Origin of the sequence: Rufibacter tibetensis (assembly GCF_001310085.1) — a bacterium.
GTDB lineage: Bacteria > Bacteroidota > Bacteroidia > Cytophagales > Hymenobacteraceae > Nibribacter > Nibribacter tibetensis.
In genome coordinates this window covers 1,433,292-1,457,916 of sequence record NZ_CP012643.1, presented here as the reverse complement: position 1 = coordinate 1,457,916, position 24,625 = coordinate 1,433,292, and the positions used below count along the sequence as shown (strand labels likewise).

Genomic DNA, 24,625 nt, shown 5'->3' with positions numbered 1-24,625 from the left:
GAACTGGCTAGAAAATTTATTCTAACCCTAACCCACCTGCGTACGTCATAGAGCAAATATCCTGTAGAAGCTATTTAAGGGAGGAAGGGTTATCTCAGAGGCGCCCGCTCCGTATAAAGAGCAGCTTTCACAGGTTGAACTACATTCTACTGACGTTGGTGCAAACCAGAAAAGTAAGTAGAAGTGAAAAGCTTTGCCACCTAACCATTCATGAAAAAAAAATACCTTCTCCTCTTCTTTCCCATCGCTTTGTTTTGGCTGGTGCAGGCTTGTACCACCTCAAAACCTTATTACGCCCGCAATGTCCAGAACTGGCAGGATCAAACGCCCAAAGACACTTCTGAAATTATCTATAGCGTCTTTTTAATTGGTGATGCCGGTGCGCCGCTCACAGACAAACCTGACCCTACCTTAATGCACCTGAAGTCCCAGATTGACCGGGCTGGTGAAAAAAGTGCCGTGGTGTACCTGGGTGACAACATCTACCACAACGGGTTGCCTGAGCCGGACGCCTATGACCGCAAAACCGCTGAAGAGCGCATGAAGGCGCAGTTGGATATCCTGAAAGGCTACAAAGGCGAGAAATACATGATCCCCGGAAACCATGACTGGGGCGGGGGAAGCGGTACGCCAGATGGTTGGAATGCTGTAGTGCGCGAAGAGCGTTTTGTGGAAGAATACCTGGCAGACAGCAACATTGTGGTGGGCACAGATTTCTTTGTGCCAGGTAATGGTTGCCCTGGTCCGTTTGAAGTGCTCATTGAGGAAGAAATTGTCTTAATCGCGCTGGATTCCCACTGGTGGTTGCACCCATATGACAAACCCTACGGTGACAATAGTCCCTGCGGCGTAGTCAATGAAGTAGACATGCTGGTGCAGTTAGAAGACATCATTGAAAAGAATAAAGAAAAGAACATTGTAGTAGTGGGGCACCACCCGCTGTTCAGTAACGGGATTCACGGGGGGTATTTCACCTTCACAGACCATTTGTTTCCGCTAACCATCCTCCGGAAAGGCTTAATCTTGCCGTTGCCTATCATTGGGTCCATCTATCCATTGGCCCGTAAGTACGGCGGTATTGCGCAGGATATTCCGCACCCCAGCTACCAGGCGTACATCAATGGATTAATGGGCATATTCAACAAATATGACAACATAGTGTATGCGGCCGGGCATGAGCACAACCTGCAGTACTTCAAGCAAGGCAAGCTGTCACACATTGTAAGCGGGGCCGGGTGTAAAACCCAACACGTGAAAAACGGAGGTGATGCCCTTTACGCTGAAAAGTCGCAGGGGTATGCCAGGGTCAACTACTACCGGAATGGAGAAGCGTGGGTAGAGTTCTGGGCCAAGAACGATGACGATGAACCAGCCAAATTGTCGTTCCGGATGCCCATGTACGCCAAGACCAAGCCTGAGACCGAGCAAGTGGTTGTTTCAAAGGAAGACTACAGAGACAGCACCATTACCTTGCCGGCTAACCCCGTGTATGAGGCGAATGCTCTCCAGAAAGCCGTGCTGGGGAAACACTACCGTCAAGAATGGAAAACACCCGTGACAATTCCGTTGCTGGACTTACAGCGCGAAAAAGGTGGGTTAGTGCCTTATCAAAAAGGAGGCGGAAAACAGACCTCTTCCCTTAAATTGAGAAACGAGGAGGGACGGGAGTATACGCTGCGCTCGGTGAATAAAGACCCAACCAACGTTTTACCCATTTCTCTGCAGCAAACGTTCGCCCGTGATTTGCTCCAGGACCAGATTTCGGCGCAGCACCCATATGGTGCTTTGGTGGCAGCAAAACTCGCCGATGTAGCTGGTATCTACCACACCAACCCCAAACTGGTGTACATCCCCAGTGACCCGCGCTTGCGGCAGTACCTGGATGAGTTTAATAATACCGTGGCTTTCTTTGAGGAAGATGCTGATGAAGACCACGCTGATGTAGCCAGCTTAGGCAACGCCACCAACATTGTAGGCACCGAGAGACTGCTTGAACGCAAGCGCAATGACCATGACAACCGCGTTAACGAGCAAGAGTTCGCCAAAGCCCGTCTCCTGGACATGCTCATTGGTGACTGGGATCGGCACGAGGGACAGTGGCGCTGGGTTGAAACTAAATCAGGCGAAGACAACCGAACTTATCGTCCGGTGCCTGAAGACCGTGACGTAGCCTTCTTTAAAGGCGATGGGGTTATTCCGTGGTTAGTAAGCCGGCGCTGGGCGGTGAGGAACTTCCAGAATTTCGGCAAGGACTATTCAGACTACAAAGGACTTAACCTTACGGCTTTAACCATAGACCGCACCTTCCTGTCCAGCGTCACCCGCGACCAGTGGATTGCCTTGGCCAAGCAGATGCAGGCCTCCATGACCGATGAAGCCATTGAATCAGCGGTGCGCCAAATGCCAGCGGAAGTGTATCCTATCTCGGGACCTGAACTTGTTTCTAAGCTGAAATCAAGAAGAGATTTGTTGCCGCAGGTAGCTGAGAAGTACTATGTGCACTTAGCCGAAGACGTAGACATAGCCGGTTCAGACAAGCGTGAGAAGTTTGAGGTGCGCCGCATTTCTGATGATGAAACAGAAGTGGTTGTGCGCAAAATCAACAAAGAAGGGGAAGTAGGCAAAGAGCTGTACCGGCGCTTGTTCTTCCGGAAAGAAACCGAAGAAATCAGGTTATACGGCCTGGGCGGTGATGACGTGTTCGAGGTGACTGGTAACGTGAAAACCAGCCCTATGGTGCGCATCATAGGAGGGGAAGGCAATGACTCCATTACAGACAAATCGTTTGTGAAAGGTGCCGTGCGTAAGACCAAAGTGTATGACTTTACCGGTGAGCAAAACACGCTAACCCTAAGCCAGGAGGCTGAAGACAAGACTGAGAGCTTTGAGGAAGTAAACCTGTATGACCGTGACAACTACAAACTGGCTTATCTGGGGCCGCGGCTTTCCATTGAGTATAACGTAGATGACGGTCTGTTCCTGGGCGGTGGCGTTATGTACCGCAACCACAAGTTCCGGAAGCAACCGTACGCCTCAGAGCATTATCTGCGGGCCAACTACGCTTTTGCCACCCGTGCCTACAACATCAGGTATGATTCAGAGTTCAAGCAAATCTTCAATGACAAGCTGGACCTGGGCGTGAAAGCAGCCATTTTCGGGCCGCAGTACCAGATCAACTTCTTCGGGTTGGGTAATGAGACCGAACAACCCCGTGACATCAAAGATTATCGGGTGCGGCAGAGTAGGATGATGGTGTCGCCTACGCTTAACACCAGCTTTACGCACTTCATCAGAATGGGCATTGGGCCTTTCTATGACCGCTATGAACTGCAGCATTACCCTGGCCGCTACGTAGAGGATATTCTCCCTGAAGAAGCGTTTGGCGTGGAGCAGTTTACGGGATTGCGGGCATTCTTTAACCTGCAGGCCGTGAGTACCCCGGTGAACCCGCGTATTGGGTTGAAGTGGTTAAACGAATTCAGCTATTCAAAACAAATTGGGGACGAAGGACGGGATTTTGGCCGGATAGGGTCAGAGTTCATCTTCTACATTGGGCCCCGTCTGCCGTTCCAGGTAACGCTTGCCGCCAGATTGGGAGGGGCGCACAACTTCGGGGATTTCCCTTTTTACCAGGCCAACACCTTAGGAGGTCTATCTAACCTGAGAGGGTACCGGCGCACCCGTTTTGCGGGCCGAAGCTCCGTTTACCAGAACACAGAGGTACGGGTAGAGGTCTTCAAGTTTAACGTGTACCTGTTCCCTGGCAAGTTCGGGGTTATGGGCTTGGTTGACCATGGTCGTGTCTGGGCCGATGACGAAAGCTCTAACAAAATACACCGTGGCGTAGGCGGTGGTGTCTGGATTGACGTACTTAAACAAGCCGTAATCAACGCCACTTACACCGCCGGCGAAGACGACAAGCTCTTCAACCTGAACTTTGGATTTCTTTTTTAAACCAGCTCTAACCTCACGCTTGCCGAAAGGCCAATTAGTATGAAAAAGCTCTTATTAGTGTTAGGCTTGTTGGTACCGCTGTCCTCATTAAAACAGGTGCGGGCACAGGAAATTGTGGTAGACTCTGTGAGAACGGCGCAGGGCGCCGAAGACGCGCAGGAACTAGCCAACCCATCGGTGATAGGCATGGGAAAGAGCAAGGGCATCATCATCAGGTATGAGCGTTTGCCCCGCTTTGGCATGCACTCCCGGGGCCAGCAGAGCAATGTGGAAGATGCCCGGGCAGATGTGCTCAAAAGTAACCGGTTTGAATTCAAGGCTTATGCTCCGCTGGTTAACAACCCGCATTTTAAACTAGTGATTGGCGGAAGCTACTTTCTGGAGGAATTCAATTACAGAGAGCCCGAAAATCAGGAATACCCCCTGTACCAGCGGCTGCAGGATAAAAACCTCCGGTCACTGGACGGTCAGTTGATTATGCTGCGTCCCATCAACTACAAGAACTTCATCATTTTTCGGGTGAAAGGAGAGTTGAATGGAGACTACGGCAAGTACAGTGAAATCAGCCTGACCCGGTACCTGAGAACCTCCATGGAGGCCATTTACGGGTGGAAGAAAAGTCCTTATTTATCGTATGGTTTTGGGGTGCAACTAGGCTATGCCTTTGGGCGTCAGACCTTTTACCCGGCCTTGTTGTACAACCGCACCTTCAATGACAAGTGGGGGTTAGAGGCCATCTTCCCGGCCAATGTTACCTTCAGGCGTAACTTCTCAGAAAAGTCTTTCATGTACATGGGGTACAAAATTGAAGGAGCTACTTACAACATCAACATCAACACAGAGCCTTTCAACCAGTACGAAACCGTAGAACTCAGGAAGTCTGAGATCAGAGGCCGTTTGAGATGGGAAAGGGAGATCTATGATTTCATTTGGTTTGGGCTGGAAAGCGGCTACCGGTACACCCACCGGTTTAACCTGTATGACGGCCGACAACGCACCGCTAACCCATTAATAGAAACCCACATCAAAGATGCTGTTTTCTTCAACGTAGAGCTGTTCCTGGTGCCGCCACGCAGGTTCCTGAAACAATAGACTTGCTTTAAGCCTGGTTTCTGGAAAACGGCTCCGAAAACTTCAAACGTTTGTATAGCATTCAAAGCAAAGAGCCCGGCACATACCATGTGCCGGGCTCTTTGCTTTGAATTTGGTTATATATTCTATGTTACCTCAAGGCCGCTCTGAATTAATTTCTCTTTCAGGAAATCATAGGCAGCTAACTGGGCGTGCATGGAGTTGGATGAATCATCAGAAACCCAGTATTGGTTATCAGAAAGACGTGCTTTTTGGTTGTCTTTCATGTGCAGGTCCAGCATGTGGCGTATCTCTTGCCGCAGAGCATCGTTATAGATAGGGAAGGCTACTTCTACTCGTCGGCTAAGGTTGCGGTTCATCCAGTCAGCAGAAGCTACGTAGATTTTCTCTTCGCCCCCGTTGCCAAACACGTAAATGCGACCATGCTCCAGATAACGGTCCACAATGCTGCGCACGGTGATGTTTTCGCTTAGGCCTGGTATGCCGGGGATAAGACTGCAAATACCCCGCACCAATAACTCAATCTTCACGCCTGCCTGGCTTGCCTCATACAATTGCTTGATCATGCGCGAGTCTTGTAGGGCGTTCATCTTGGCAACCAGATAGGCTGGTTTGCCTTCTCTGGCCAGTTTCATTTCATGATGAATGAGCGCATATAAACCGTTCCGCAGGTTCAGGGGCGCCACTAACAAGTGTTTGAAGTGAAAGTCCTGGTCACCGTCTACCAGGAAGTGGAAGACCTGGCTTATTTCACGGGTAAGGCGTTCATCTGTGGTGAACAACGCATGATCTGTGTAGATGAGAGAGGTTTTCTCATTGTAGTTCCCGGTACTCAGGTAGGCGTATTGCACCGCCCGCCCGTTTTCCTGGCGTGTTACCAAGCCAATCTTGCTGTGCACTTTTAAGTCGGCAACGCCGTAAATCACGTTAGCACCGGCTTTCTCCAACTGGTTTCCCCAGTAGATATTGGACTCCTCGTCAAAACGGGCTTTCAGTTCTACCACAACTGTTACCAGTTTGCCGTGCTCGGCCGCCCTGATTAAAGCTTTTGCCACTTTAGACTTATCGGCTACGCGGTACAGGGTGACACTGATACTGGTAACTTTTGGATCATCGGCGGCTTCTTCAAAGAAGCGGAGTACGTAATCAAACTTCTGGTACGGGTAGTGTACCATGATTTCCTGCTCTTTCATGGCCTCCAGCATACTGGGTGCCCTTTCCAGCACTGGGTGCGGCAGTGGAGGTTGCGGCGGGTAATAGAGGTCTGGCAACTGGAACTTAGGAAATCCGAAGAAATCACGGAAGTTGTGGAAACGGCTGCCTTCCACCAGTTCATCGGTGGTGATGCCAATGCGGTCCAACAGGGCGTGCAGCATGGGCTTGGGCGTCACAGGGTCATAAAGCAAGCGGCTCGGGTGACCGGTTTCGCGTTTCTTAAGGCTTTTTCTGATTTTGGCCATCAAATTGCCCGACACCTCTTCCTCAATATCCAGTTCGGCATCGCGCGAAAGTTTGATGGCGTAAGCCTCCACTTCGGCAAAGCCGGGGAACAGCTCGGGTAAGCCTACCCGTATTACGTCGTCCAGCAGCATCACGTAATGCTCGCCTTTCTCTATGGGTAGCTGTACAAAGCGACCTCCATGCTTCTGGGTAGGAATCTCCAGAATGGCGTACTGTTCCTGCACTTGTTCGTCCTGCGTTGCCTTGGGCAGCAGGCGCACCATCAGGTACACCGTCTGGTCTTTCAGGAACAGCGGGCTAGGGTTGGTGCTGAAGATAATAGGCACTAAAAGCGGCTTTACAGTACGCCGGAAATAGTCCAGCGCCATGTTGCGTTGTCCGTCTGTGCACTCAGTTTCATCAATCAGATGAATGTGGGCTTTGCGCATTTCTGGCAGCAACTCATTCCGGAAAATGTGGCCAAATTCCTCTTGTTGCCGCGAAACCTCGGTAATAATGGCTTCCAGTTCAGGGGAAGGGTCGTCTTCCAGTTTCTCGCGGGTTTTCTTCTTCAACTTGACCAGGCGGCGCATGGTGGCCACTCGTACCTTGAAATATTCGTCCAGGTTAGAAGAAAAAATCGCCATGAAATTGAGGCGTTCCAGCAGGGGCACTCGGGGATCTTTGGCTTCTTGCAGCACCCGGTAATTAAACGCCAGCCAACTCAGTTCCCGGCTAATAAGCGGGATTTCAGGCTGAGATGCACTGGCCGTAGAAGATTCAGTAAGGTCTATGTTATCTTTAGAGGCCATTCAGGTGGGGTTGTGCAGGGCCGTTTGCCCCGCGCGTTAACGATAGTTTTTGGGGAAGTCAAAGAAGAGCAGTTTGGAGTTATCTGGCGAAATCTCTCCCCAGTAATTGCAGTCAAAGCTGATTGCAACAATACCAGCCGTAGGTATATTGGCTATGCTTTTCTCCGTGCTGAGCTGATTCGCCAACTCCGTGAGCGCCGGGTTATGGCCCACCAGCATGACACGGTCATATTCATCTGGCAAGGACTGGATGAAGACCTTCAGGTCATCTGTGGCAATGAGGTAAAGCTCTTCCTGCACCCCAATCCTCTCAGGGTCAAACTTCAGCTCCTTGGCAATGAGGGTAGCGGTGGAAATAGCCCGCACCGCCGAACTGGAAATGATCATGTCCAGTTTGACTTCTCTCTCTACCAATTCCTGACCTATAAGTGGCGCATCAGAGCGGCCTCTTTTCGTTAAAGGTCGGTCATGGTCACTTAACTCCTCGTATTCCCAACTGGACTTTGCGTGGCGTAACAGATATAGCGTCTTCATTTGGCATTCATAACATGAAAGCCACAGCTGACAAGCAGGTGTGGCTCTTCTCTTTACTGTTTGCGCCCAGAAATAGTTGTGTCTGCCGGGTGTCTTCTTCCCTGTTTAGAAACGATAAAAAGCAATCCTGTTTTTTAGCCCTTTTTCTAAAAACACCTCAGCAATGGGTGAGTGTTAGAAGCTGATTAGAAGGAGCGAAAGAAAGGAAACAGTTAGGGCCTGCTTTCTGCAAAACAGGCCCTAAACAGGTTGACTATTGTTCTTGCGGAGCGTTGTTCGGGTACCGCTCGTAATGAATTTTGGAGACATGGTCCAGCAAGGTCTGGCGCAGTTCATCAATGTTGGCGCGGTTGGTAGCCGAGATGAAAATAGCCGGGGTGTGCTGCTTGGCCATGTAAGACGATTTCAGTTCGTTGATGTCTGGCAAGGCCTCAGGATTGTGCTCTTTTAGCTCCTGCTCACGCTGCTCCAGGTACAGGTCGGTTTTGTTGAAGACCAGAATAACTGGTTTGTCAGCAGACTGAATGTCTTTGAGAGTGTCATTCACTACCCCAATGTGCTCCTCAAAAGAGGAATGCGACACATCTACCACGTGCAGCAGCAAATCAGACTCCCTGATCTCGTCCAGCGTGGTCTTGAAACTCTCTATCAGCTTGGTGGGTAGTTTTCTAATGAACCCTACTGTATCTGAAAGCAGAAACGGAATGTTTTCTACCACCACTTTACGCACCGTGGCGTCAACCGTAGCGAAGAGTTTGTTTTCAGCAAACACATCGGCTTTGGTGAGCAGGTTCATGATGGTGGACTTGCCTACGTTGGTGTATCCTACCAAAGAAACCCGCACAATGCCTGAGCGCGACTTGCGCTGCTCAAAGTTCTGCTTTTCAAATTTCTCCAGCTTCTCTTTCAGTAACGTAATCTTGTCGCGCACAATCCGTCTATCGGTCTCAATCTCGGTTTCACCCGGACCACGCATGGCCACGCCCCCGCCTTTCTGGCGGCTTAAGTGAGTCCACATGTTGGTCAGGCGGGGCAGGAGGTAGCGGTATTGGGCCAGTTCTACCTGCGCACGGGCCGTGGCCGTCTGCGCCCGTAAGGCGAAGATGTCCAGGATGAGCAAACTGCGGTCAATGATTTTCACCTCCAGTTCACGCTCCAGGTTTCGCACCTGTGACGGTGAAAGGTCATCGTCAAAAATGACCATGTCAACCTTGTGTTCCTTCACGTAGGCTACAATCTCTTCCAGCTTGCCTTTGCCCACGTAGGTGCGCATGTCTGGCTTGTCTAGTTTCTGCACAAACCGCTTCAGGGCTTTGGCGCCTACGGTCTCGGTGAGGAATGCGAGTTCGTCCAGGTATTCTTTTGTTTTCTCATCGGTCTGCCGGTATTCAGGTACGGCCACTAAAACCGCAGTTTCCTGTTCTTTGGCAGTGATATGGAGTTGGTTCTTCATGTAGTAAAATTACTTTTTAAGCAAAGTGGAATAGAGCGCCAGTAACTCAATCTCCTGCTCAGATAATTGAGAGCCGAAGCCAGGCATAAGCCCCCGGCCGTTGGAGATGACGTTGCGGCGGCCTTCCACGTTTAAGGTGCTCAGCTGCAGGTTCACGGCACCGCTGGTGCCTTTCTGGCCGTCTTCGCCGTGACAATTGGCGCACAGGGCGGTGTAAATGGCTTTGGTGTTCTCTAGTTGGGTTCCTTCCAGTTTGGTTAAGATGGGGTGACTGGCCTTCTCCGGATCAGAAGAGGCCGTCCCCACTTCCCCGTTGGGAGAAACGACAACAGCTTCGCCTTTATCAGCACGTATTTTTAAGCTTTTGGTTTCGGCTATGCCGTATACGTACCCGAAAATAAGCACGCCCACCGCCGCTAACAGTTTGTTGTGCCGCTTCAGCCCCACAATGGAAAGCGGAATGGCCGCCAGCACCAGCACCACTTTTATGAGGAGCCACGAAGGCAGCGGGCCGTAGTAGCTGAAGGCTAGGTAGCCACCCGTCACCAGAATGAGCGTGCCAAACACAATGTCCAGCATTTTGGTAGAAGAACGTGCTTTGTTCAAGGTGTCATGCTTGTTGAAAAAAAGCAGGAACGCCTTCACCAGAAACAAGATCAGGAACAAAACTACTACCAGAACATGGGTATGTAAAAAGGCGGTGGTCATAGCAGTATAGGTTAAAACCAAAAAGTGGTTTGGTACAAAGTAAATAGAAAGGCACTATAAACGTGCAAACCAGAGTAGATTCTGTGCGTAGGAGGGGGTTGCTGCCAAAACTGCTGTTATCTTTGGCTTTTGCTTTACTCTCCCCATGCGCGTTGCCATTGTTATCAATAAGTCCTGGAATATCTTCAATTTCCGTCTCAGCTTAGTTAAAGCCCTCTTGGCAGCTGGGCATGAAGTAGTAGCCATTGCCCCGGAAGATGCGTATTCAGCCAGACTAGTCGCCGAAGGTTGTCGGTTTGTGCCGCTGCCCATGGAAAGCAAAGGCACCAATCCCTTGAAAGACCTGCTGTTGGTGCGCAAATTCCTAAAGGCCTACAAGACCGTAAAGCCCGATGTGATTCTCCAGTACACCATCAAACCTAATATTTATGGGTCGGTGGCGGCGAAGTTGGCGGGCATTCCTACCATCAACAACGTGTCTGGGCTAGGAACCGTGTTCATTGTGCAGAACCTGGTGTCTAAGATCGCCATGGCGCTGTACCGTTTCTCGTTCCAGTTTCCGGCCAAGGTGTTCTTCCAGAACTCAGACGACAAGGAACTGTTCCTGGAGCGGAAACTAGTACGTGAGTCCATTACCGAAGTGATTCCCGGGTCCGGGATTAACACCCAACGCTATTTGCCCGCTCCAACCTTCAAGCGGCAGGAGCCGTTCGTGTTCCTGATGGTATCGCGGGCGCTTTATGAAAAAGGGCTGGTAGAGTACGTTGAGGCGAGCAAGATTCTGAAAGCTAAATATCCTCAGATTCGTATCCAGTTGTTGGGCGCCATTGACGAGGAAGGCAACATCGGGATTAAGCGGGTGCTGGTAGAGCAATGGGCGAAGGAAGGCTGGCTGGAATACCTGGGCACCTCTGATGACGTGGCTAGCGTAGTGCACGGCGCCGACTGCGTCGTGCTTCCTTCTTACCGCGAAGGTACCCCGCGTACCCTGTTGGAAGCCTCTGCTATGGCCAAGCCTATTGTCGCCACCAACGTGCCCGGCTGCAAGGAAACTGTGATAGACGGTTATAATGGCTATCTCTGTGATGTTAAAAGCGGAGCTGATCTGGCCGCCAAGATGGAGCAGGTCTACCATCTCTCTGATGCCGCGCTTCAGACTATGGGGCAAAACAGCCGCCGCCTGGCCGAAGAAAAATTTGATGAGAAGTTCGTGATTGACCGCTATTTTAGAGCCATTGAAGGAGCTACCGGTAAAGTAGCCAGACATATAAACTAACCAGAAACTATGCAGGTAAACAAATACCCCATTGAGGGCGTGGTAGAGATTACTCCCAGAATTTTCGGTGATGAAAGAGGTGCTTTCCTAGAGACCTTTAGTGCCAGATTATTCGCCGAGGCGGGTATCACCGAAACCTTCGTGCAAGACAACCTGTCCATCTCCAAGAAAGGGGTCTTACGCGGCCTGCATTTCCAAAAACCGCCGTTCGCGCAAGCCAAACTGGTAAGTGTCACCGTTGGAAGAGCTATGGATGTGGCGGTTGACATTCGCAAAGGGTCTCCAACCTACGGGCAGCACGTGACGTGTTTACTGGACGCTGAGAAACGTAATTCGCTCTTTATTCCGGTAGGGTTTGCGCACGGCTTTGTGGCTCTGGAGGAAGGGACCATTTTCCAATATAAGTGCAGTAATTACTATGACAAAGCCTCTGAAGGAGGATTGCTCTGGAATGACCCAGCCCTGAACATCAACTGGGGAATTGACACGCCGCTTGTTTCTGAGAAAGACGAAATTCTTCCTACGCTGGAAGGCTTTGATTCTCCTTTCTAAATTTACCTGATACACCATAAAAAAAGCCTCTACAGTTTTGCAGAGGCTTTTTCAATTTTTGTTTTGAGGCTGCTTTTGATAAAAGAGTCTTAAAAGTGTCTTTTACAACAAGTCCACCACTGTCTCCAAGCCAATCCCACGAGATCCTTTAATCAACACATGGCTGTTGCGCACGGGATGATCCGTGAGCCACTGCACCAAGGCGCTTTTCTCCGCGAAGTAGCGGAAATCTGGGTTCACCTCGGCGGCGTAGCGCATCTCTTTTCCGCAGAGGAATACCTGATTGAAGTTCTGCTGGTTCAGTTGCTCGCCAAGGGCGCGGTGCTCTGCTTCGCTTTCCTGGCCCAGTTCCAGCATATCCCCTAAGATAACCACTTTAGCTTCACCGGCCATTTGCGCGAAATTAGATACCGACAGCGACATAGAGCTAGGGTTGGCATTATAGGCATCCAGCAGAATGGTGTTGGTGTCTTTCTGCACAATCTGAGAGCGGTTGTTGGTGGGCACGTAACCGGCAATGGCGGCATTGATGTCCTCGTGCGGTACCCCGAAGTATTGCCCGATGCACGCGGCGGCAGCCATGTTCTCAAAGTTGTAAGAACCCATTAAGTGCGTGTGTACTTCCTCACCATTGGCCGCGCGGTAATTCACCTGTGGCGCGGCTTGCAGCAGCTCGGCAGTGTAATTGTCCTGCGGTCCGTAGTAGGTGACTTTATCGGCAATCCGGCGTACCATGCGCATGAGGTGTTCGTTAGAAGTATTCACGAAGACGGTGCCGTTTGCTTTGTTCAGGTGCAGGTACAGTTCGCTTTTGGTACGGGCCACTCCTTCCAGACTTCCGAAGCCTTCTAAGTGCGCTTTGCCAATATTGGTGATGATGCCGTGGGTAGGCAGGGCGTAAGAGCAAAGCTCGGCAATGTCACCGGGATGGTTGGCGCCCATTTCAATAATGGCCAGTTCGTGTTCCGGTTGGATGCTCAACAACGTGAGCGGCACGCCAATGTGGTTGTTCAGGTTGCCTTTGGTGCAAAGCACGTTGAATTTCTGGCTTAGCACCGCGTTAATGAGTTCTTTGGTAGTGGTTTTGCCGTTGCTGCCGGTGATGCCGATGATTGGAATGCTCAGCTGTAACCGGTGGTGAAGCGCCAATGCCTGCAGGGCTTTCAGGGTGTCTTCAACCTGAATAATGTTAGGACCTGTTACGGTAGGGTCTTGCACCACTGCATAACGTGCTCCCTTTTCCAGGGCCATTTTCGCAAACTGGCTTCCTTTGAATTTAGGACCGTCCAGCGCGAAAAAAAGAGTATTGTCTTGTTCGGCCCGGGAATCTGTGCTTACTTTCCGGCACTCCAGGTAGATTTGATACAGGTGCTCCACTAGCTCCGCCATAGTATAAATTGCTTTGTCACGTCAAGCATACGAATAAATGAATCGAGCATTAAAGGTAATAGCCTTTTTTTTAAGTTGGATAGCCCTCATCAACCAATCTGCTTGGGCGCAACCCCCCATCCGTTTGCAGGAAGTAGCGGGTCCTACGGTGCAAACCCCAACGGGACAAGCCATGCGGATGCCTTGGGCTGGCGGGTTCAACAGTCCACAGTTCTCAGCCATCGACCTGAACCAGGATGGGCGGCAGGATTTATTTGTCTTTGACCGCAGCTCGCAGCAGGTAACCACTTTTCTGGCGGTACAAACCAACGGAGTCTGGAGCTACCAGTACGCTCCGCAGTATGCCGCTTCTTTTCCCCAGGGACTGAGGTTTTTCGCCCTGCTTCGTGATTTTACCTGCGATGGCTTACCCGATCTGTTCACGGCGACTAACTTAGGCATTGCGGTGTACACCAACACCTCCTCGGCCAGTACGGGCATCGGTTTCAATCTTACTCACCCTACCTTATATTTCAACACCGATGCCAACCTGTTGGTGGGTTCTGAGGACATGCCCGCCATCATGGACATGGACGGCGACGGCGATTTAGATATTCTTACCTGGGAATGGTCTGGCGGAAAGGTGCTGGAGTACTTTAAAAATGAGCAGGTAGAAAGGGGGCTTGCCTGCAACGCGCTTACGTTTACCCGGGCCTATACGCATTGGGGGCAAGTAACGCGCTGCGTGGGTACCTGCAATACTTACCGGTTCAATGAGACCTGCCCGTCTACGGAGCACATTGGCGGCTCCAGCGTGCTGCCTCTAGACCTGAACGCTGACGGGGTGTTAGATGTGCTGGCCGGTCATGACGATTGCCCTGATCTGGTCAGTTTGTACAACACCGGTACCACCCTGCAACCTAAAATTACCAGTGCTCAGTACAACATCCCGCCTTTCTTCACCACACCGCAGCTAAGCGTCTTTCCGGCAGCCTACTATCTAGATGTCACGTTTGATGGCATTCCGGATTTGGTGATAGCCCCCAACATGACCTCCAATTCACACCAGAACGTGAACCTGAAGAACTCCGTTTGGGTGTACGCTAATACCGGAACGGCCGCTAGACCTAGGTTTGAAAGCATACGGCAGCCGTTTTTGCAGGATCAAATGATAGACGTAGGAGAAGGGGCCGCGCCCGCCTTGGCCAATATTACCGGCAATGAGGCCTTGGATTTGATTGTGGGCAACACCGCGGTACTGGAAAATGGCCGCTACACAGCCTCACTCACCCTATACCAAAACAGAGGCACTGCAAGCCAGGCAATGTTTGAAGCCACAAACACCGATTACCTTGGTTTCGCGGCTCAGAACCTTCTTTCCTTGAAGCCCCAGTTCCTGGATATTAATGCTGATGGGAAAACAGACCTCGCCTGGAGTGCTTACCGCCAAGCCACCAATGCCATGGAGTTTAAGTACGTCCTGAACCAGGCCACAGCCGGACAACCTGCCCAGTTCTCTTTGGCAAATGCGGTTGCGGTGCCTGGTATTTTGCTGTTCCGGGGAGACACGCCTTATCTGTATGACGTGGACAAAGACGGGAAGGTAGATGTACTCATTGGTCGTTCTTCCGGTGGGCTCACCTATTACCGAAACACCGCAACCAGCACCGCACCTGCCTGGAATCTGGTTTCTGAAGCTTTGGGTGGAATAGGTGCCAATGCAGAACGCCGCCGTCTTCAGGTCACCGTTACGGATGTAAACAAAGATGGCCAGCCTGATCTACTTACCTCAGATGACAGCGGTCAACTCAGGACGTACTCTAACTTTCAGGCGCATCTTACAAGTACCTTTCCGGTAGAAGAAAACATCTTCTGGAGACCATTAAAACAGCAGTTTGGGCCCACCAACTTCGGAATAGGCATGGTGCTGGCTTCCGGAAATCTTGATCAAAGTACCGATCAACTGCCAGAAATTTTGATAGGCACGCACGCGGGTGGCATTAGATTTCTGAAGGCGATCTCAGAGCCACTCGGCATCAAAGATCCCTCTGAGGAATATCTAACCGTAAAACTTTTCCCTAACCCGGCAGATAAATCGGTGCAGTTGCTAACTGAGAAAGCAGCTACCTACCAGTTGCACAATGTGGCCGGAAAGCTATTAGGGCAAGGAAAAACTCTGGCAGGGCAAATAAAGGCCATTTCAACTGCCGCTCTTCCATCCGGAATGTACTTACTTCAGGTCCAAACCAGCGATGGAAATTTTGTGACCCACAAATTGGTAATACGGCACTAAAAACAGAAGAGGTTTATAAGCTGATTTTAAGAAATTAGCTTATAAACCTCCATGATTGTCTCTATGGTTTAAGTTTTCAACTTGGACCTACCACGACCTGAAGTTTGCAAATCAGTGAGGCGACAACTTTAAAAACGATAGCATTATTAATAAAAAGCGTTTAGTATGCGGCTGTCTAATTCGCCCACAAGATCCTTTCAGGATGACAAAAGATTAGTGGTTTTCATTCTCTCAATCACTCCTTCACTCAATCACACATTAATCGTAAACGTGTCCGCGTCAATGTCCCAAGGCAGTTTCTGGCGGGTTTCTTCCAGGTGCTGGCGCGATAGGGTGATGGTGGAAACGGCTTCTTCAAATTCATGGTGCACCAGTTCCTCACCTAGGAGGTTGTAGGCGGCTGAGTCACCAGAATAGGCGTGGCCTTTGGCGTCTGTGCCTACGCGGTTCACGCCAATGCAGTACGCCAGGTTCTCAATGGCCCGGGCTCTTAGAAGTGTGCTCCAGGCCAGGCGGCGGCGATCTGGCCAACTGGCGATGTAGATGAGCACGTCATAGGAAATAGGCGTGTTGCGGGACCACACCGGGAATCGCAAATCATAGCACACCAGTGGGCAGATGTTCCAACCGTTCAGGTCTATTATCAGTTTTTGGGTGCCTGGGGTATAGGCTTCGCACTCACCGGCCATCCTGAAAAGGTGGCGTTTGTCATAGTGCGCGTAAGTGCCATCAGGACGCATCCAGATGATACGGTTAAAGTATTGGCCTTTCTCTTGAATGATCAAACTGCCCATGACTACGGCGTTTCGTTCCTGCGCCATTTGCCGCATCCAGGCAACAGAAGCACCATCCATTTCCTCGGCTAGAGTAGGAGCCTCCATGCTGAACCCAGTGGTAAACATCTCAGGCAAAACAATCAGGTCGGTCTCGGGTAGTTGCTGGATTTTCTCCTGGAACTTGGCCCGGTTGGCAGCGGCATCGTGCCAAACCAGATCTAACTGAAGAAGGGAAACGCGCAGGTCAGTCATGTGTTAGAATGGTGTTAATTAATAGAAAACAGCTCAAAAATGATGTATTTACAGGCTTAGGTTAACCAAAGCTTCCTCACCTACGATAAAGGTACTGACTTACCCTTACATCAAACAATCCCCTATGGAGATTCAAAAGAAAAAGATTGCCATTGACATGGATGAGGTCATGGCCGACCCCATTGAGAAATTCATTAGATTATACAACCGTGACTGTGCCCTGGAATTAACCTTGGAAGCTTTGCACGGAAAAGACATTCATGAGGTGGTGCCGCCCGAGCACTCCAGCAAAACCTGGGAATACATCAACGCCGAAGGTTTCTTCCGCGACCTTAACGTGATTCCCGATAGCCAGGAGGTGATCAAAGCGCTAACCGAGAAATACGAAGTGTTTATTGTGAGTGCAGGCATGGAGTTCCGGAACTCACTCATTGACAAATTTGACTGGCTGCAGGATCATTTCCCGTTCATCAGTTGGCGGAACTATGTGCTCTGCGGAGACAAAAGCATTATAGGCGCCGATATCATGATTGATGACCGACCTCGTAACCTGCGCACCTTCACCGGAGAACGAAAGATGCTGTTTACCTCGCCACATAATGTGAACATTCACGAGTTTGAGCGGGTGAGCACGTGGAGGGAAGTGGCGGAAAAGTTGCTGTAGAGGCAAATCGTTTCAGGCCTGTTTACCAAGAAACAGGCCTGAAACGCACTTCGAGCAATTACTCTCATTTATCATCCTGAAAGGATCTTGTGAGCGGACTAGAAAAGCAGAAGTTTAACCGCCACTGCCGTTCGCATACAAGATCTTTGATTAAGTATAGGCACTCGCAGGTTTGAAAAACACTGCGAGGACTTGCTTGCTGTTTGCCGTTTTGCCGTTGTTGGTGTTATCACCAACAATCAGAATAATACTTTCTCCAGCCAAGGGCAACCACAAGGAATTGCTCCTACACTCAGAACTCAAGACTACAACTTGCAAAGCCGTTCTGCTGCTGCTCTAAGGGTTTCTTCTTTCTTCGCAAAGCAAAACCGGATCACGCCATGGTCTACGTTCTGGCTGTAGAACACGGAGATAGGAATAACCGCCACACCCGCTTCTTTGGTGAGCCATTGGGAGAATTCCACGTCGGTCAAATCTGAAATCTGGCTGTAGCGCGCTAACTGGAAATACGTACCGGCACAGGGCAGGAGCTTAAATTTGGAAGGCTGCAGCAGAGAGGCGAATAAGTCCCGTTTTTGTTGGTAGAAAGCGGGCAGCGTGAGGTAATGCTCTTGGTTGTTTAAATAGGCGGCAATGGCGTGTTGCAGCGGGGTGGCGGTACTGAAAGTGAGGTACTGGTGTACTTTCCTGAACTCGGTGGTAAGGCTTTCGGGCGCAATGCAGTAGCCTACTTTCCAGCCGGTGGTATGGTACGTTTTCCCGAAGGAGGAAACCACAAAAGCCCGCTCGGCCAAAGCCGGTACGGTGAGCACGCTGTGGTGCGGCTGATTGTCAAACACTATGTGTTCGTAAACTTCGTCGCTGAGGATTAGGAACGGGTATTTCTGGGTGAGGCGGGTCAGTTCGTCCAGGTCGGTTTGCCCCCAAACGGCACCACTGGGGTTATGCGGTGAGTTGATGATGAGCAACCGCGTTTTCTCCGTCAGGTTGTCTTCTACCTGCTGCCAATCCACACTAAAATCAGGAAAGCGCAAGGGCACGAACACCGGCACCCCGCCGCTCAACTCAATAGCGGGCACGTAGGAATCATAGCAGGGCTCCAGCACCATCACTTCATCTCCGGGTTGAACCACGGCAGCAATGGCGGCAAACAGGGCTTCAGTGGCACCAGAGGTAACAGTTACTTCGGTGTCTGGATTTGCTAAATGGCCGTAAAGCTGCTCTGTTTTCTGGCTAATTTTCTGCCGCAGCAAAGGCAAGCCGGGGCTTGGCGCGTACTGGTTAAATCCGGAACGCATGGCATCGGCTACCAAGTCCACTAGCTCTGGTGGGCAATCAAAATCAGGAAAGCCTTGGGATAAGTTAATGGCTCCGTGCTGCAGAGCCAGTTGGCTCATGGTGGAGAAAATAGTGGTGCCTACATTAGGCAGTTTACTTTGCAAAGAAATGCTCATGCGCTTTCAGCCTGTTTTCGTGAAAATAGGCAAAAAACACGTTGGTTCTTTTAGCCGTGCAAAGTTGCCTGTACAATTTCCTGCAGGGTAGGGATGACTTCGCGCTCAAACCAAGGGTGGCGTTTAAACCAAGCAATGTTTCTGGGCGAAGGGTGGGGCAGGGGCAGGTATTGAGGTAGGTAGTCCTGCCAGGCTTCTACGGTCTGGGTAAGGGTTGACTTGGCGTTTGCGCCCAGGAACGCCCGTTGCGCGTAGGTGCCAATGAGCAGGGTCAACTGAATGTTGGGCAGCAAAGGCAGCAATTGCGGGTGCCAGTGCTTGAAGCACTCGGGGCGGGGCGGAAGGTCGCCGGAAGGGCCGGTGCCGGGATAGCAGAAGGCGGTGGGCACAATGGCTACGTTGGCTTCATTGTAGAATTCATCGGGCGTGAGCCCTAGCCAGCTGCGCAGCCGTTTGCCGCTCTGATCATCCCACGGAATACCCGAGGCGTGTACTTTGGTGCCGGGTGCCTGCCCCACAATCATAAGTCGCGCCGAAGTGGCTGCCCGTAGCACTGGTCTGGGGCCATGCGGCAAGTGAGCAGCGCACAATTGGCAAGCTCTTATCTGGGGCAGCAATCCTTCTAACATGGGTACACCAATCTGTTCTAAGGCAAATTTCTGAAAAACAGCGCAGAAACAATTGAAAAAAAGAAGCCGGCTTCTTAAGAAACCGGCTTCTGCATGATGTATGTCACTTGAGTTCTACGCCTCAGGGTAGCCATCAACAGAGACCTCGTCCTCAGGGAAAGCCTGAAGAAGTAGATAGGAGGCAACTACGCTGGTGACGGCAATGGCGATCATCAAAGCTTTCATGTTCCTTGCTGTGCGTTGAACCTTTGGTTAGTAGTAACGCGGGTTGTTGTCGCGGTTGTACCGGGAGTTGTTATCGTCTCCTGAGTCGGTCTCATCTGACCAACGGGGACCTCTCTCGGTACCACGGTCTTCCCGAGCGCGGTACTCATGGTCGTTCCGGCGATTGTCATGACGGTTATGGTCGTCATGATGGTCAGAGTTGCGGCCAAACAGATTCTGTACGCCATGTTTCATGGTGTTCCAGGCATCACGTACGCCTTCGCCCATCTCTCCGGTAATATCGCCTTTGTCACGGTCCTGGCGGTGGCCATTGTTGTCTGTATAGCGCTGCTCTTCGTACCAGGTGTGGTTTCCGCTGCCGAACCGATAATCATCGTCTTTGTAGCGGCTGCGAGATCCTGGGTATTCATTGTACGGGTTGTCATCTGGACGAGGCAGTTCATTTTTGACCCCACGTGAGTCCATGTAAGCACCTTTGTAGTAGTTCTCGTTGGAGTCATCACGACGGCGCTGCTCTGAGATTCTGTTGTCTGAGTGCACGTTATCATGTCCCTGCCCATACGAATCCTGACGGGCGGAGTAGTTACCGCGGCCATCACCATGTGAGGAGTAATTGGAGTTATTGTGCTGGTTATGCTGATTCCGGTTGAGCTGATTATGCTGATTGTGGTGCTGGTGCTGATTATGCTGATTGTACTGGTGGCTGGTGCGCTGGTTGTCTTGGTTGCTACCGGCAAACGTACCACCACCTTGCTGGCCAGATTGGTGGGTGCTGTTGCCACGGCCGTCACCGTAGTTCAGGCTGTTAGAGTTACGATAAGAACTGTGCTCGCGCTCACCATAGTGCTTGCTTAGGCTGGCACCCCGGTCTGCGTTGGAGTTGCGCTCATACTGGTCTTCCGGGAAACGGCCCTGGTGTTGATTGTGCTGGTTATGTTGACCGTGCTGGTTGTTATGGTCAGAATTCCAGTGACGGTTTTCAGGACGGTGCTGCTGCTGCGGATTATGCTGGTGTCTCTGCTGATCACGCTGATATAACTCCCGGCCGCGTTGGTGGTTTTCTGCTTCGTCACCATCACCAGGTTGACTGTAGTTCTTTTTTCTATTGTCTTCCATAGTTGTATCTTTTAAGAATATGTGATTACGCCCCTTACTCTTGAGGAATATATACCTATGTACGATACCCTTAGCAGAGGGTTAAGATGTCACGTTTTGTTTGCAAAGTATTCCAAGTGATTAGCAGGGAATAAAACAGATGGTGGGGATTGGAGGAATTTTAAACAAAATCAGTGTTTGGGTGAAATTGCTTTTCTTTTACCTCTGCTGGAAGTTTTCTTGCTGTTCTTTCCGGCGATTTCAGGTTTTGCCTATGATTAGGGAAAGGGAGCGAAAAACACTTCGGAACCATGTGTTCAACAATAGGTTTGGCAGAGGGCTTACACTTTGAATTGCCTTATTTCTAACCCCAAAAATTTAACCTTCGGGTGCTTCAAACTGCTATAACGTGAAACGGCGGCTCTGTTTGATAACAAGGCCGCCGTTTCTATGTATTGTTAGAATAGCTTCAGGAGAAGTGTTCTGCCAGAATTTCGCGGACATGCGCTTCTTCCAAGGGCTTAGAGATGTGCTGCTCCACTGCGTTATATTTTTTCAGTTTCTCCAAATCATAGAAGCTGGCCGAAGAGGTGAGCATCATGACCAGAATGCATTTTTGGGCAGTTTCTGGCAGTTGGTGATACTTGTCCAAGAACTCAAAGCCATCCATAACCGGCATCTTGATATCCAGGAACATCAGGTCAGGGAGGGGGTGCTCATTGGCAATGGATTCCGTCAGAAACCTGAGGGCTTCTTCTCCATTGGTGGCCACTTCTATGCGCTCGGCAATCTGCATGCGGGTGAGTAGACGTTTGTTTAAGAAATTTGTGGTCTCGTCATCGTCTACCAACAATATCAGGTTTAACCTTTTCATAGGGCAAATATAGAAGCAGGAACGCTAGTTAAGCGTTGTTTTTAAAATAAATTGTAAAGGTAGTACCTTGGTCTACCTGGCTTTCCAGCTCAATGCGGCCCCCATTCTTCTGCACAATACGGTTGAGAATATACAGGCCTAAACCAGACCCTTCAACGTGGTTATGGAAACGCTTGAACATCTGGAATATCTTTGGGCCGTGCAGTTCAAGGTTCATGCCTAAACCATTGTCTTGTATCGTTAATACGGTGTAGTCCTGTTGTTGGTACGTGTGCAGGCGAACTTCAGGCGCGCGATCCGGAGAACGGTACTTCACGGCGTTACTGATGAGGTTGTAAAAAATACTTTTCAGGTTTACACGAGAGTACACCAGAGAAGGGGCCTGAGTGAAATCTGCCATAATTCTGGCTCCAGAACTCTGAATCAGGTCCTGAATGCTGAGCTTCACCTCGTCTACCAGATCAGTTAAATCAATTTCCTCCTGATGCGCGTCAATCTCTTTCTGCACTTTCACAATCTCGGCCAGATCTGAAATGGTGGCGTTGATCTGCTTCAGGGACCTGTTGAACATCTGAATGAGAAGCTGCGCATCTGGGTCATGGAAAGTCGCGCTTTTGGTAAGTTCCTGGAAAATACCCGCCATGTTGATGATGGGCAGTTTCAAATCATGCGAGGCCGTGTAAACGAAGCTGTCCAGGTCTTCATTGATGCTTCGGAGTTCACGGTTCGCTTGCTCCTGACGCTCTTCGTCCTGTTTCTGATCTTCAATGTCTGTGCAGGTACCAAACCATTTTACAATGGTTCCTTCCTGGTCGCGGAGCGGAAGGGCCCGCCCCAGAAACCAACGCCATTCCCCGTCAGAAGCCCGCTGAAACCGGTATTCAATTTCATACGGTTCTCCTGTTCTAAGGCAGTGCTGCCATGTTTCAATTGCTTTTTGCCTGTCTTGGGGGTGCAGCAGATTGCTCCACATTTCGGTGCCCTTGCTGGCTTCCACATCATACCCGGTAAACTCCACCCACTTCTTGTTGAAGTATTCATGGCTTCCGTTGGCGTCTGTGGTCCAAACCAACTGCGGCATACTGTCTGCCAGAAACTGGAAGTTTTGGGTGCTTTCCTGCAGGTCCAGCAGCATTTGTTTCTGGTCCTGAATGTCTGTGTGCGAGCCTACCCACATGTAGATGTTCCCTTCCTCGTTTCTGACGGCAATAGCGCGGACCAGAAACCACCGGTATACTTCGCTTTGTTTAGTTCGCCAGCGGTTTTCTATCACATAGGTTTCACCGGTGGCAAGCGAGTGGTTCCATTTATTTTGTGTTACCTGTAAGTCATCTGGGTGGATAAAATACTCCCATCCCAACTTGTTCAGCTCTTCCTGCGAGGTGCAGAGATAATCGTACCATTGCTGGCTGTAGTAGTCTACGTAACCATCTGGCCTGGCCGTAAAGGTCATGTGAGGCAGGGCATCCAAGACTTTAAGGGTGCGCTCATGCGAGATCTTCAGATCCTGCGCCAGTTGAGCGGCCTCTTTCTGCACCCGTACCTGCTCGGTTACCTCCACTATTAGAATAATGATGCCTTCTACCGTCCCATGCTCATCCAGCAGAGGCTGGTACATGAAGTTGAAATACCCCAGCTCCAGTTCGCCGGCTCCTTTCCGGTCTAAGTAGGCGGGGGTTTCAGTACCCACGTGCAGTTCTCCGGTGGAGTACACTTTCTCAATGATATCAAAAAAGCCCTGCGTTTCTAACTCAGGCAAGGCTTGACGGAAAGGTTTGCCTACGGTGTCACGGCCGCCTACTAATTGTTTGAACTGCGGGGTGGCAAAATCAACCACCCAGTCAGCACCTTTCAGAACGGCAAACTGAACCGGCGATTGAGAGAGCATACGCTGCACGTAGTCATCACGCTCTCTTAGTCTTTGCTGGATTTCTTTCTGTTCCTGAATGTTGGTGTCTACTCCTACCCAAGCAGTGATGGTGCCGTCCTGGTTCTTCAACGGCGTAGCGCGTATGGTAAACCAGTGGTACTTTCCGTCAGAGGCACGTTTTAATCTGGCTTCATTCACGTATTCCTGGCCTGTGCTTAAAGCGTGCGTCCAAAGAGAAATAGTTGAGTCCAGATCTTCCGGATGGACAACCTTGTCCCAGCCCTGATCTGGGCTGGTGTAACCCGTGTAGGCGTACCAAGCCTTGTTGTAGTAATGGATGTAGCCATCGGCTTGGGCTACCCAGGCTATCTCCGGAATTCCTTCCAGCAAGGCACGCACGTGCTGTTCACTGGCTCTGAGTTCTGCGGCATGGCGGTTTTTCTCTGTGATGTCCAGCATGGCCCCAATCATGCGCACCGGATTCCCGTCTGAATCCCGGGCAATGGTGCCGCGGTCCAGGATATCGGCGTAGGTGCCGTCTGCTTTTCTAAACCGGTATTCATCTTTCCAGGAAGTGCCAGCGCCGTCAATGACCTGGTGAATGCCATCCACTACCCGTTCCGCGTCATCGGGGTGAATGCGGCCGTACCAAGAGTTGATATCGTGTTCAATCTCTTCTGCTTTGTAGCCGAAGGTGACCTGGAAGCCTTCGTTCCACCAGATGGTGTTATCTGCCAGGTCCCAGTCCCAGATGACATCATTGGTAGCTTTGGCAATCAGCTCAAACCGCTCCAGGTTTTGCTGAGCCTGGTGGGCATGTCTTTCATTTTCCTTTTTGGCTTTTTGCTGTTGGGTAACGTCTACCACGTGGTGGAGGAGGTAGAGCACTTCGCCCTGGGCGTTTAAAACCGGTTTGTTGTAAGGCTGCCAATACTTCTCTTCAAACCCGCCCCCCAGTTCCTGAGGCCGCGTAACGTCATACCGCTGAAGATTCATCTTGTGCGGCACTTTATGACTTATTGCGTGTTCCAGTGATTGCCTCAGGTTCAGGACTCCTGCCGCTTCCGGTACATCTGGGTTGTCAGGGAAAATGTCAAACACATATTTTCCTATGATAGACCGGTCTTTGAAGGTAGAGGCCAGGTAGGCATCAGTGGCTTCCATGATAATCAGATCCGGGGACAAGATAAGGTACAGGCCTGGCAATGCCTGTAGAATAGGAGTTAAATTAAGGGAGGAGACTGACGTGGTTGAAGACATCATGTGCATGAATGCATTATAATCTGGAAAGATGCCTTACAGCA

At 50.6% G+C, this 24,625-nt stretch carries 17 protein-coding genes; 6 read left to right on the top strand and 11 right to left on the bottom strand.

Going from position 1 to position 24,625, the window contains the following annotated elements:
- The first annotated feature begins 210 nt into the window (after nucleotides 1-210).
- Nucleotides 211-3,954 carry a metallophosphoesterase gene (locus tag DC20_RS05585; RefSeq protein WP_062542926.1) on the top strand — a complete coding sequence of 1,248 codons (3,744 nt, stop codon included), beginning with the start codon at nucleotides 211-213 and terminating at the stop codon, nucleotides 3,952-3,954.
- Nucleotides 3,955-3,993: 39 nt separating this feature from the next.
- The gene (locus tag DC20_RS05580) at nucleotides 3,994-5,046 is read left to right on the top strand and encodes a DUF6268 family outer membrane beta-barrel protein (protein ID WP_062542925.1); all 1,053 of its coding nucleotides are present in this window, start codon (nucleotides 3,994-3,996) and stop codon (nucleotides 5,044-5,046) included.
- 125 nt (nucleotides 5,047-5,171) lie between these two features.
- Here DC20_RS05580 and ppk1 read toward each other — a convergent pair whose 3' ends face one another.
- From ppk1 to DC20_RS05560, 4 genes are all read right to left on the bottom strand, one after another.
- Nucleotides 5,172-7,298 carry a polyphosphate kinase 1 gene (gene ppk1, locus DC20_RS05575; protein WP_062542924.1) on the bottom strand — a complete coding sequence of 709 codons (2,127 nt, stop codon included), beginning with the start codon at nucleotides 7,296-7,298 and terminating at the stop codon, nucleotides 5,172-5,174.
- Between the two features lie 36 nt (nucleotides 7,299-7,334).
- Nucleotides 7,335-7,832: a SixA phosphatase family protein gene (locus DC20_RS05570; protein ID WP_062542923.1), complete on the bottom strand. Its 498-nt coding sequence runs from the start codon at nucleotides 7,830-7,832 to the stop codon at nucleotides 7,335-7,337.
- A 253-nt stretch (nucleotides 7,833-8,085) separates the two neighbouring features.
- Nucleotides 8,086-9,285 carry a GTPase HflX gene (gene hflX / locus DC20_RS05565; protein ID WP_062542922.1) on the bottom strand — a complete coding sequence of 400 codons (1,200 nt, stop codon included), beginning with the start codon at nucleotides 9,283-9,285 and terminating at the stop codon, nucleotides 8,086-8,088.
- Nucleotides 9,286-9,294: 9 nt separating this feature from the next.
- The gene (locus tag DC20_RS05560; protein ID WP_062542921.1) at nucleotides 9,295-9,993 is read right to left on the bottom strand and encodes a SirB2 family protein; all 699 of its coding nucleotides are present in this window, start codon (nucleotides 9,991-9,993) and stop codon (nucleotides 9,295-9,297) included.
- A 145-nt stretch (nucleotides 9,994-10,138) separates the two neighbouring features.
- On the opposite strand from DC20_RS05560, the gene DC20_RS05555 reads away from it, so the two are divergent.
- Both DC20_RS05555 and rfbC read left to right on the top strand, forming a co-directional pair.
- Nucleotides 10,139-11,269, top strand: a complete 1,131-nt coding sequence (locus DC20_RS05555) for a glycosyltransferase family 4 protein (protein ID WP_062542920.1) — start codon at nucleotides 10,139-10,141, stop codon at nucleotides 11,267-11,269.
- Nucleotides 11,270-11,278: 9 nt separating this feature from the next.
- Complete coding sequence (gene rfbC / locus DC20_RS05550; RefSeq protein WP_062542919.1) at nucleotides 11,279-11,821, top strand: dTDP-4-dehydrorhamnose 3,5-epimerase; 543 nt, start codon at nucleotides 11,279-11,281, stop codon at nucleotides 11,819-11,821.
- A 102-nt stretch (nucleotides 11,822-11,923) separates the two neighbouring features.
- Here the strand turns inward: rfbC and DC20_RS05545 are convergent, their stop codons facing one another.
- Complete coding sequence (locus DC20_RS05545; RefSeq protein ID WP_062542918.1) at nucleotides 11,924-13,210, bottom strand: UDP-N-acetylmuramoyl-tripeptide--D-alanyl-D-alanine ligase; 1,287 nt, start codon at nucleotides 13,208-13,210, stop codon at nucleotides 11,924-11,926.
- A 37-nt stretch (nucleotides 13,211-13,247) separates the two neighbouring features.
- On the opposite strand from DC20_RS05545, the gene DC20_RS05540 reads away from it, so the two are divergent.
- Nucleotides 13,248-15,482 (top strand): T9SS type A sorting domain-containing protein, encoded by a 2,235-nt coding sequence (locus DC20_RS05540; protein WP_062542917.1) that lies wholly within the window; start codon nucleotides 13,248-13,250, stop codon nucleotides 15,480-15,482.
- A 251-nt stretch (nucleotides 15,483-15,733) separates the two neighbouring features.
- Here the strand turns inward: DC20_RS05540 and DC20_RS05535 are convergent, their stop codons facing one another.
- Complete coding sequence (locus DC20_RS05535) at nucleotides 15,734-16,510, bottom strand: amidohydrolase (protein WP_062542916.1); 777 nt, start codon at nucleotides 16,508-16,510, stop codon at nucleotides 15,734-15,736.
- 124 nt (nucleotides 16,511-16,634) lie between these two features.
- Between DC20_RS05535 and DC20_RS05530 the strand changes: the two genes are divergently transcribed.
- Nucleotides 16,635-17,174, top strand: a complete 540-nt coding sequence (locus DC20_RS05530; RefSeq protein ID WP_218918739.1) for a 5' nucleotidase, NT5C type — start codon at nucleotides 16,635-16,637, stop codon at nucleotides 17,172-17,174.
- Nucleotides 17,175-17,479: 305 nt separating this feature from the next.
- Here DC20_RS05530 and DC20_RS05525 read toward each other — a convergent pair whose 3' ends face one another.
- The 5 genes from DC20_RS05525 to DC20_RS05505 form a co-directional block, all read right to left on the bottom strand.
- Nucleotides 17,480-18,628, bottom strand: coding sequence for a pyridoxal phosphate-dependent aminotransferase (locus DC20_RS05525; protein WP_062542915.1), 1,149 nt, complete (start codon nucleotides 18,626-18,628; stop codon nucleotides 17,480-17,482).
- A 50-nt stretch (nucleotides 18,629-18,678) separates the two neighbouring features.
- Nucleotides 18,679-19,257 carry a uracil-DNA glycosylase family protein gene (locus tag DC20_RS05520; protein ID WP_062542914.1) on the bottom strand — a complete coding sequence of 193 codons (579 nt, stop codon included), beginning with the start codon at nucleotides 19,255-19,257 and terminating at the stop codon, nucleotides 18,679-18,681.
- Nucleotides 19,258-19,509: 252 nt separating this feature from the next.
- Nucleotides 19,510-20,598, bottom strand: a complete 1,089-nt coding sequence (locus DC20_RS05515; RefSeq protein WP_062542913.1) for a hypothetical protein — start codon at nucleotides 20,596-20,598, stop codon at nucleotides 19,510-19,512.
- A 448-nt stretch (nucleotides 20,599-21,046) separates the two neighbouring features.
- Entirely contained in the window at nucleotides 21,047-21,451 is a 405-nt protein-coding gene (locus tag DC20_RS05510) for a response regulator (RefSeq protein WP_062542912.1), read from the bottom strand.
- Nucleotides 21,452-21,479: 28 nt separating this feature from the next.
- Nucleotides 21,480-24,584 carry a PAS domain-containing protein gene (locus DC20_RS05505; protein WP_169788161.1) on the bottom strand — a complete coding sequence of 1,035 codons (3,105 nt, stop codon included), beginning with the start codon at nucleotides 24,582-24,584 and terminating at the stop codon, nucleotides 21,480-21,482.
- Nucleotides 24,585-24,625 lie beyond the last annotated feature (41 nt).

Bases quoted from the DNA above. Each gene is read 5' to 3' on its own strand.
- DC20_RS05585 (WP_062542926.1), top strand. From the start codon at position 211: ATGAAAAAAAAATACCTTCTCCTCTTCTTTCCCATCGCTTTGTTTTGG.
- DC20_RS05580 (WP_062542925.1), top strand. From the start codon at position 3,994: ATGAAAAAGCTCTTATTAGTGTTAGGCTTGTTGGTACCGCTGTCCTCA.
- ppk1 (WP_062542924.1), bottom strand. From the start codon at position 7,298: ATGGCCTCTAAAGATAACATAGACCTTACTGAATCTTCTACGGCCAGT.
- DC20_RS05570 (WP_062542923.1), bottom strand. From the start codon at position 7,832: ATGAAGACGCTATATCTGTTACGCCACGCAAAGTCCAGTTGGGAATAC.
- hflX (WP_062542922.1), bottom strand. From the start codon at position 9,285: ATGAAGAACCAACTCCATATCACTGCCAAAGAACAGGAAACTGCGGTT.
- DC20_RS05560 (WP_062542921.1), bottom strand. From the start codon at position 9,993: ATGACCACCGCCTTTTTACATACCCATGTTCTGGTAGTAGTTTTGTTC.
- DC20_RS05555 (WP_062542920.1), top strand. From the start codon at position 10,139: ATGCGCGTTGCCATTGTTATCAATAAGTCCTGGAATATCTTCAATTTC.
- rfbC (WP_062542919.1), top strand. From the start codon at position 11,279: ATGCAGGTAAACAAATACCCCATTGAGGGCGTGGTAGAGATTACTCCC.
- DC20_RS05545 (WP_062542918.1), bottom strand. From the start codon at position 13,210: ATGGCGGAGCTAGTGGAGCACCTGTATCAAATCTACCTGGAGTGCCGG.
- DC20_RS05540 (WP_062542917.1), top strand. From the start codon at position 13,248: ATGAATCGAGCATTAAAGGTAATAGCCTTTTTTTTAAGTTGGATAGCC.
- DC20_RS05535 (WP_062542916.1), bottom strand. From the start codon at position 16,510: ATGACTGACCTGCGCGTTTCCCTTCTTCAGTTAGATCTGGTTTGGCAC.
- DC20_RS05530 (WP_218918739.1), top strand. From the start codon at position 16,635: ATGGAGATTCAAAAGAAAAAGATTGCCATTGACATGGATGAGGTCATG.
- DC20_RS05525 (WP_062542915.1), bottom strand. From the start codon at position 18,628: ATGAGCATTTCTTTGCAAAGTAAACTGCCTAATGTAGGCACCACTATT.
- DC20_RS05520 (WP_062542914.1), bottom strand. From the start codon at position 19,257: ATGTTAGAAGGATTGCTGCCCCAGATAAGAGCTTGCCAATTGTGCGCT.
- DC20_RS05515 (WP_062542913.1), bottom strand. From the start codon at position 20,598: ATGGAAGACAATAGAAAAAAGAACTACAGTCAACCTGGTGATGGTGAC.
- DC20_RS05510 (WP_062542912.1), bottom strand. From the start codon at position 21,451: ATGAAAAGGTTAAACCTGATATTGTTGGTAGACGATGACGAGACCACA.
- DC20_RS05505 (WP_169788161.1), bottom strand. From the start codon at position 24,584: ATGATGTCTTCAACCACGTCAGTCTCCTCCCTTAATTTAACTCCTATT.